At 69.6% G+C, this 9076-nt stretch carries 1 protein-coding gene; it reads left to right on the top strand.

From position 1 onward, the window contains the following. Positions 1 to 9 precede the first annotated feature (9 nt). Entirely contained in the window at positions 10 to 9066 is a 9057-nt protein-coding gene (locus H0B43_RS41360; RefSeq protein WP_397517539.1) for an amino acid adenylation domain-containing protein, read from the top strand. Positions 9067 to 9076: the final 10 nt, after the last annotated feature.

Here is a 9076-nt window from a genome sequence, read left to right as displayed (position 1 = left end):
GGCCAGGTCGTGCTGCCCGCCCGGAGCTTCACCGCACTCGACATCGAGGACGTGGCCGACGAGAATGCGTTGCGCGAACGCGTGATCTCCCTCGTCACCGCCGGATTCGACGTCGCGCAGGCCGTGCCCGTCCGGGCCCGCCTCCTGCGCATCGACGCCGACCAGCACGTGCTGGTCATCGTCGTCCACCACATCTCGTCCGACGGTGCCTCGACGGCGCCGCTGGCCCGCGACGTGGTGATCGCCTACAGCGCCCGCGCCGCCGGCTCCGAACCCGCCTGGGCTCCGCTCGACGTCCAGTACGCGGACTTCTCGCTCTGGCAGCACGAGTTGCTCGGTGACGAGAACGCACCGGATTCGCTGGCCGCCAAGCAACTCGACTACTGGCGGACCACGCTGAACGGTCTGCCGGACGTGCTGCCGTTGCCGACGGACCGGCCGCGACCGCCCGCACAGTCGATGCGCGGCGCGAACTTCGACTTCGAGATCGACGCGGAACTCCGCGACCGGCTCGGGGCGCTGGCCCGGGAACACAACGCGTCGCTGTTCATGGTCGCGCACGCGGCGCTGTCGGTGCTGCTCGCGCGGCTGAGCGCCACCGACGACATCGCTGTCGGCACCGCGATCGAGGGCCGCGGCGAGGCCGCACTCGACGACCTGGTCGGCATGTTCGTCAACACGCTGGTGTTGCGCGCGCAAGTCGACGTCGAAGCCCCGTTCGCGGACCTCCTCGCACAGGTGCGTCAGCACGACCTCGGCGCGTTCACCCACACCGACGTGCCGTTCGAGCGGCTGGTCGAGATCCTGCAGCCGGAACGCTCGACCGCGTTCTCGCCGCTGTTCCAGGTGGCTCTCGCGTTCCAGAACATCGAGCAGGCGCACCTCGAACTCCCCGGACTGACGGTCGAGGGACTCGACGGTGGGATCAACGCCGCAAAGTTCGATCTGCAGCTCACGCTCGCCGACGCGGCAGGCGCGGACGGGGACGCGCCGATGCGTGGCGTGTTCACCTACGCGACGGATCTGTTCGACGAGCGCACCATCGCGTCGTTCGCCTTCCGCTTCCAGCGCATCCTCGAGGCGATCACCACCGACGCGTCCGTGCTGATCGGCGACATCGACGTCCTCAGCGAGAACGAGCACACCGTGCTCGCACCGGTGCGCGGCGCGGATACCGCCGCACCCGAGATGCTGTCGGGCATCCTCCGCGCTGCCGCGGCGGTGAACCCCGACGCCGTCGCCGTCGTGTGCGGCGACGAGCAGGTCACCTACCGGGACCTCGACGAGCGCTCGAACCGGCTCGCTCGCGTGCTCATCGGCAGGGGCATCGGGGCCGACGATTTCGTGGCCCTCGCGCTGACCCGCTCCGTCGAATCGATCCTGTCCATCTGGGCGGTCGCGAAGACCGGGGCGGCGTTCGTCCCCGTCGATCCGAGCTACCCGTTCGACCGGATCGTGCACATGGTCACGGACTCCCGCGTGGAGATCGGTCTCACCACCGCCGCCCACGTCGCCGAACTCCCGGACACCGTGCGCTGGCTCGTGCTCGGTGCGGACGAGATGGACGACGCGTGCGCGTCCGTGTCGAACGAGGCCGTCACCGACGCGGACCGCATCCGTCCGACCCGGGTCGACGACGCGGCGTACGTCATCTACACGTCGGGATCGACGGGCCTGCCCAAGGGCGTCGTCGTCACCCACACGGGCCTGGCGAACGTCACGACCGAGCAGATCGAGAGGCTCCGGCTCACCCCGCAGTCGCGGGTGCTGCACTTCGCCTCGCCCAGCTTCGACGCATCGGTCTTCGAGTTGCTGCACGCCGTCGCCGCCGCGTCGACGATGGTCATCGCGTCCGGTGTCGTGTACGGCGGAGACGAACTCGCGCGGTTGCTGAAGAAGCAGAAGGTCACGCACGCCTTCATCACCCCCGCCGCGCTCACCACGGTGGACCCGGCCGGGTTGGAAGGCATCGAGGTGCTGTCGGTGGCCGGCGAGGCCTGCCCGCCGGAGCTCATGCAGAAGTGGGCGCCGGGCCGGCGCATGTTCAACCTGTACGGCCCGTCCGAGGCCACGATCTGGAGCACGTCGAGCAACCCGATGAAGGCGGATCGACCCGTCACCATCGGCGGTCCCACCCGGGGCGTCGACGTGGTCGTGCTCGACTCCCGGCTCACTCCCGTCCCGGTGGGTGTCGCGGGTGAGCTGTACGTCGCGGGACCGAGTGTGGCCCGCGGCTACCACAACCGGTTCGCACTGACGGCGGAACGATTCGTCGCCAACCCGTTCGATGGTTCCGGTGAGCGGCTCTATCGCACCGGCGACGTGGTGCGCTGGGTGCACGACGGCGAGACGGGGGAACTCGTCCTCGACTACGTCGGCCGCAGCGACTTCCAGGTGAAGGTCCGCGGGTTCCGCATCGAACTCGGCGAGATCGACGCCGAACTCGGCAGGCACCCGAGCGTCGACTTCGCGGTCACGCTCGGCCATCACCGTGAGCAGACCGGGCAGACCGTCCTGGTGTCGTACGTGATGCCCGCAGCGGGCGCGTCCATCGACGTCGCCGAATTGTCGGCGTTCGTCTCCGAGACCCTGCCCGGGTACATGGTGCCGTCGTCGATCATGGCCATCGACTCGGTGCCGCTGACACCCGCCGGCAAGCTCGACCGCAAGGCCCTTCCCGAGCCGCAGTTCGTGTCGGCCGCCGGCGAGTACACCGCGCCGTCCACGCCGATGGAGAAGGCCATCGCGGACGTCTTCGCACAGGTCCTCGGTGTCGACCGCGTCAGCGTCGACGACTCGTTCTTCGCCCTCGGTGGCGACAGCATCGTGTCCATCCAGCTGACGACCCGGGCGAAGAACGCCGGGGTGCTGTTCACGGCGCGAGACGTCTTCGAACGCAAGACCGTCGCCGCGCTGGCCGACGTGGCCGCGTGGGCCACCGAGGTCGACTCGGTGAAGCTCGAGGAGTTGCCGGGCGGCGGGGTCGGCACGATGCCGCTCACCCCGATCGCACACTGGCTGGTGGAGACGGCAGGAACCTTCGACAAATTCTCGCAGGCCGTTCTGCTGACCACCCCACCCGCTGTGACCCGAGATCAGTTGGCGGACACGGTGGATGCGATCCTGGCACGCCACGACATTCTCCGCTCCCGGCTCACCCGGGACGGGGACGACTGGTCGTTCCAGGCTCTCTCCGCCCGCAAGGCGCTCGATGCGGACGACCTCATCGAGCAGATCGAATTCACCGACAAGCCGGGCACGGACGAGTTCGAGCGGCTTGCCCGCGCGGCCCTCGATCGTGCCGCGGACCGGCTGGATCCGGCATCGGGCCGGATGACGCAGTTCGTGTGGTTCGCCCCCGCGGAGTCGCTGCCGGGGCAGAGCGGCCGCCTGCTGGTGCTCGCGCACCACCTCGTCGTCGACGGAGTGTCCTGGCGAGTGCTGCTGCCGGACTTCGCGACCGCGGGGTCACAGATCATGGCTGGGCAGCCGGCACAGCTCGAGCCGGTCGGTTCCTCCGTCCGGGCCTGGGCGCACGGTCTCGTCGAGGAGGCGAAGTCCCCGCACCGCGTGGCGGAACTCGACTTCTGGCGTGAAATGATCGCCGGCACGGATCCGCTGATCGGGCGGCGCGCGTTCGATCCGGAACGCGACGTGATCGCCCGGACCGATCGCCTGAGCATGACGTTCTCGACGCAGGTGACGCAGGCGCTGCTGACCACAATCCCGCAGTCCGTGAACGGCGGGGTCAACGACGGCCTCCTCGCGGCGCTCGCTCTCGCGGTGTCGCGATGGCGTGAACTCCGCGGCGGGACCGCGGATCGTTCGGTGCTGATCAATCTCGAGGGCCACGGCCGGGAGGAGTCGACGGTTCCCGGCGCCGACCTCTCCCGCACCGTGGGCTGGTTCACGAGCCTCTACCCGGTGCGGCTGGACGTCTCACGGGCCGATCTCGCCGACGCGTTCGACGGCGGCACCTCGGCGGGTGCCGCGCTGAAGGCGGTCAAGGAACAGTTGCTGGCCGTGCCCGACAAGGGCATCGGCTACGGGCTGCTGCGCTACCTCAACGACGAGACGGCTCCGGCCCTGGCGTCGCTACCGACTCCGCAGATCGGGTTCAACTACCTCGGTCGGGCGGGTTCGGTGGACCTTCCCGCCGAGATCCGGGACCTCGGCTGGATCCCCGACAGCGACTCGGGTGAGTTCGGCGGCGCCATGGACGACGAGATGGTGGCGCCGGCGGTGCTCAGCATCAACGCGGTGACGTCGGAGACGGCGTCCGGCCCCCAGATCGAGGCCAAGATCGCGTTCGCCACCGACATTCTCGACGAGGCGGACGTGTGGGAATTCGCCGAGCTGTGGCACGCTGCGGCGACCGCGCTGGCCGAACACGCGTCCGGGCCGAAGAGCGGCGGTCTCACGCCGTCCGACGTTCCCCTCGTGACCGTGACGCAGGACGATCTCGAGGCGCTCGAGCGGCGCTACCGGGGCGCCACCGACGTGTGGCCGCTCGCTCCGCTGCAGTCCGGAATGTTCTTCCATTCCGTTCTCGCCGAGGACGCGGTGGACGTCTACACGGCTCAGGTCGTGCTCGACTTCCAGGGTGTCGTCGACACCGGCCGCCTCCGCGGCGCGGCGGAGGCGCTGATCGCGCGCCACGCGAACCTGCGCACCGCGTTCGTCCCCGACGATTCGGGGACCGCGGTCCAGGTGGTCGTCGATCACGTTGCACTGCCGTGGGAAGAGCTCGACCTGTCGGCGCTGTCCGAGGCCGACCGCGAGGCGCGGATCAGTTCCGTTCTGAGCGAACACCGTTCGGCGCGATTCGACATGGGCCGCCCGCCCCTCATGCGGTTCCTGCTGATCCGCACGGGGGAGAGCAGCTACCGGTTCTCCATCAGCAACCACCACATCCTGCTCGACGGATGGTCGATGCCACTGCTGATGAAGGACCTGCTGGTGCTGTACGCGACCCGCGGCGACGCTTCGGTGCTGCCGCGCGTGCGTGGCTACCGCGATTTCCTCGCCTGGCTGTCCGAACGCGACACCGACGCCTCGCGCAGCGCCTGGGCACACGCACTGGCGGGACTGGACGGCCCAACCGTTCTCGCGCCGGCGCCGAGCGGCGAGGACCGTCCCGAACCCGCCGAATTCGCAGTGCATCTCGGCGAGGTGGTGAGCGAGAACCTCGCGCGGATCGCCCGGGACCGAGGCCTGACGATGAACACGATCGTCCAGGCGGCGTGGGGTCTGCTGCTGGCCCGGATGACGGCGTCCGGTGACGTCGTCTTCGGTGCCACCGTGTCGGGTCGCCCGCCGGAGGTCGCCGGGATCGAGTCGATGGTGGGTCTGTTCATCAACACCATCCCGATCCGGGTGCGCATCGATCCCCGCGAGACGCTCCTCGGCCTCCTCGAGCGGTTGCAGGCGGAGCAGTCGGCGCTGTTCGACCACCACCACATCGGTCTCCCCGAGATCCAGCAGGTCGCCGGAATCGGCGGACTGTTCGACACGTTGACGGTGTTCGAGTCCTACCCCGTGGACCGGGCCGGACTCACCGAGGACAGCGACATCGACGGTCTCCGGGTCGCCGGGGTGCAGATCAGCGACGCGTCGCACTACCCGCTGAGCCTGCTGGCCCAGTCGGACAGCGAACTGCAACTGGTCCTGAAGTACCTTCCGGACGTGTTCGGTGCCGACACCGTCGAACGGTTCGGTTCCCGGCTGACGCGGATCCTGCAGACCATCGCGGCCGGAAGTTCCACTCTGGTGGGCGATCTGGATCTGCTCACCGCGGACGAACGCAACCTCGTGCTGTCCCGGTGGAACGATTCCGGGCACGAGGTGACGGACGAATCCGTGGTGTCGATGTTGGGCGCACAGGTCGCACGCTCACCCCACGCCACCGCGGTGGTGGCGGACCACGTGCGCCTCACCTACGCCGAGTTCGACGCGCGGGTGAACCGTCTGGCACGGCACCTCATCGCACTGGGCGTCGGTCCGGACTCCGTGGTGGGCATCGCGATGCGGCGCTCGCTCGACATGGTGGTCAGCCTCTACGCCGTCCATGCGGCGGGCGGCGCGTACGTCCCGATCGACCCGGAACACCCGGCCGACCGGACGTCGTACGTCGTGGACAGCGCCGCACCGACGTGCGTGCTGAGTTCGGCAGACGACATCGCGAACCTCGATGTGGACGTGCCCGTGTACCTGGTCGAGGACTTCGACCTGTCCGAGTACGGCGACGGCCCGGTCGAGGACGCCGAGCGGCTCGGGGACCTGCGCCCGGACAACCTGGCGTACGCGCTGTACACGTCGGGTTCGACGGGACGTCCGAAGGGCGTGGCAATTCCGCACTCGGCGCTGGCCAACCAGCTGGCCTGGATGCGAGACGTCTACGGCATCGGCGCGCAGGACGTGGTGCTGCAGAAGACCCCGTTCACGTTCGACGCCTCCGTATGGGAGCTGTTCCTGCCGTTGGTGGTCGGTGGCACCCTCGTGATCGCCACGCCGGACGGTCACCGGGATCCCGAGTACATGGCGGCGACGGTCGGCACGGAATCGGTGACGGTGATCCAGTTCGTCCCGTCCGTGCTCACCATGTTCCTCGACGCCGCGACCGCCGACGGGTGCGGTTCGCTGCGGCTCGTGTTCGCGGGCGGTGAGCCCCTGCCGCAGTCGGCTGCGGAGCGGGTCGCCGGACTCGGTTCTGCGGAGCTGGTGAACCTGTACGGTCCGACCGAGGTGACCATCAACTCGACGGCCCACGTGGTGGAGCGGTCGGGAACGGGGGCGATCGCGCCGATCGGTGCGCCGGCCTGGAACACCCGGGCCTACGTGCTCGACGCGCATCTGAACCCGGCACCGGTCGGAGTTCCCGGCGAGCTGTACCTCGACGGTGCGCAGCTGGCCCGCGGATACGTCAACAGTGCCGCGCTGAGCGCGGACCGGTTCGTCGCCAACCCGTTCGGTGGTTCCGGGGTGCGGATGTACCGCACCGGTGACCTCGTCCGGTGGAACGAGCACGGCGGCCTCGAGTTCGTGGGCCGCACCGACTTCCAGGTGAAGGTGCGCGGCCTGCGCATCGAGCTCGGCGAGGTCGAGGAGGCCTTCGTCCGGCACGCCGACGTGGCCCAGGCCGCGGTGATCGTCCACGACAGCGAGGTGGGGGCGCGGCTCGTCGCCTACGTCGTTCCGAGGCCGGATGCGGCGCTCGACACGGCGGCGCTCACCGAGTTCGTCGCGGAATCGTTGCCCGACTACATGCTTCCGGATTCCGTGATGGTGCTCGGCGCACTTCCGCTGGGTACGAGCGGCAAGCTCGACCGGCGCGCTCTGCCGGTGCCGGACTTCGCGTCGGCGGCCGAATTCCGGGCGCCGCGCACCGACACCGAGCGGGCTCTGGCGACCGTGTTCGCGGAGCTCCTCGGGCGCGACGGTGTCGGCATCGACGACTCGTTCTTCGAGCTCGGCGGCGACAGCATCGTGTCGATCCAGCTGGTGGCGCGGGCCCGTTCGGCCGGTATCCACTTCACGGCGCGCGACGTCTTCGAGCGGCGAACCGTCGCCGAGCTGGCGGCGGTGGCCGATTCGGGTGCCTCCGCGGCGGCGGTTCTGCAGGAGTACGAGGGTGGTGGCGTCGGAACGGTGCCGCTCACCCCGGTCGCCCGCAAGATGGTCGAACGCGGCGGAGACTTCGACCGGTTCGTCATGCCGTTGCTGCTGACGCTGCCAGCCGGAATCGACCGTGCGCAGGTGATCGCGACGATCACCGCGGTCGTCGACAGGCACGACGTGCTGCGGTCGGCTCTCGTCACGGACGGGTCGGAGGACGCGCTCGAGATCGCACCCGTGGGCAGCGTGGACATCGACGCGACGGTGCAGCGGGTGGAGATCGCGGCCGGCGACCAGCCCGGCACCCCGGAGTTCGACGCGGTCGCGAGTGCGGCGTTCGACGCGGCGCTGGATCGTCTCGATCCGCGTGCGGGATCGATGCTGCAGTTCGTCTGGTTCGACCCGGCGGAGGCCGATCGACGCGGTCGGTTGCTCGTGGTGCCGCACCACCTCGTCATCGACTCCGTGTCGTGGCGGATCCTGGTGCCGGACTTCGCGACCGCAGGCGCACAGGTCGCGGCTGGGGCGTCACCGTCCCTGGAACCGGTCGGAACGTCGCTGCGGCGCTGGACCGACGGTCTGCTGGAGGCGGCGGCGACACCGGAGCGGGTGGCCGAACTCGGCGTGTGGGAGCACATGCTGACCGGTCCGGATCCGCTGCTCGGATCGCGTGAGCTGGACCTGCGCACCGACCTGGTCGACACGCTGGAACGGACCCGCGTGGACGTGCCCGCAGCGGTCACCGAGGCCTTGCTGGGTGGCACGCCGGGCGCGCTGGACGGTGAGATCGGCGACGTCCTCGCGACCGCCCTCGCGCTGGCGGTGGCCGCATGGCGTCGTGACCGCGGAGTCGAGGCGTCGTCGACGGTGGTGACCCTCGAGGGACACGGCCGTGAGGAGTCCACGGTTCCGGGTGCGGATCTGTCGCGGACGGTCGGCTGGTTCACCACGATGTACCCGGCCCGTCTCGATCTCGGCGGAGTGGACATCGCGGATGCCATGAACGGCGGCGTGGGCGCGGCGGATGCGGTGCGTGCGGTGCGTGATCAGCTGGGCGCGATCCCGGACCGGGGAATCGGCTACGGTCTGCTGCGCTACCTCAACCCCGACACGTCGGCGGTCATGAGGCAGTGGCCGGAACCGCAGATCGTGTTCAACTACATCGGACGCGTCAGCGCGGCCGAGGTTCCCGAGGCCGTGCGCGGCCTGGACTGGCTGCCCGATTTCGAGTCGCCCATCTCGGGTGGGTTCGAGAAGAGCGCGATGCCGGCGCAGGCGGTGCTCGACATCCAGTCGGTGATCTCGGAAACCGAGGAGGGCCTGCAGCTGTCGGCCTTCATGTCGTTCCCGCCCGGCATCCTGACTACGCCGGAGGTCGACCGGTTCGGACAGTTCTGGGTGGCGGCGCTCTCCGCGCTCGTGGCTCAGGCAGAGGAGCGGTCCGAACGCTGACCGACGTGGC

This window comes from Rhodococcus sp. 4CII, assembly GCF_014256275.1.
GTDB classification, from domain to species: domain Bacteria; phylum Actinomycetota; class Actinomycetes; order Mycobacteriales; family Mycobacteriaceae; genus Rhodococcus_F; species Rhodococcus_F wratislaviensis_A.
This window is presented reverse-complemented; position numbering and strand designations above follow the sequence as displayed.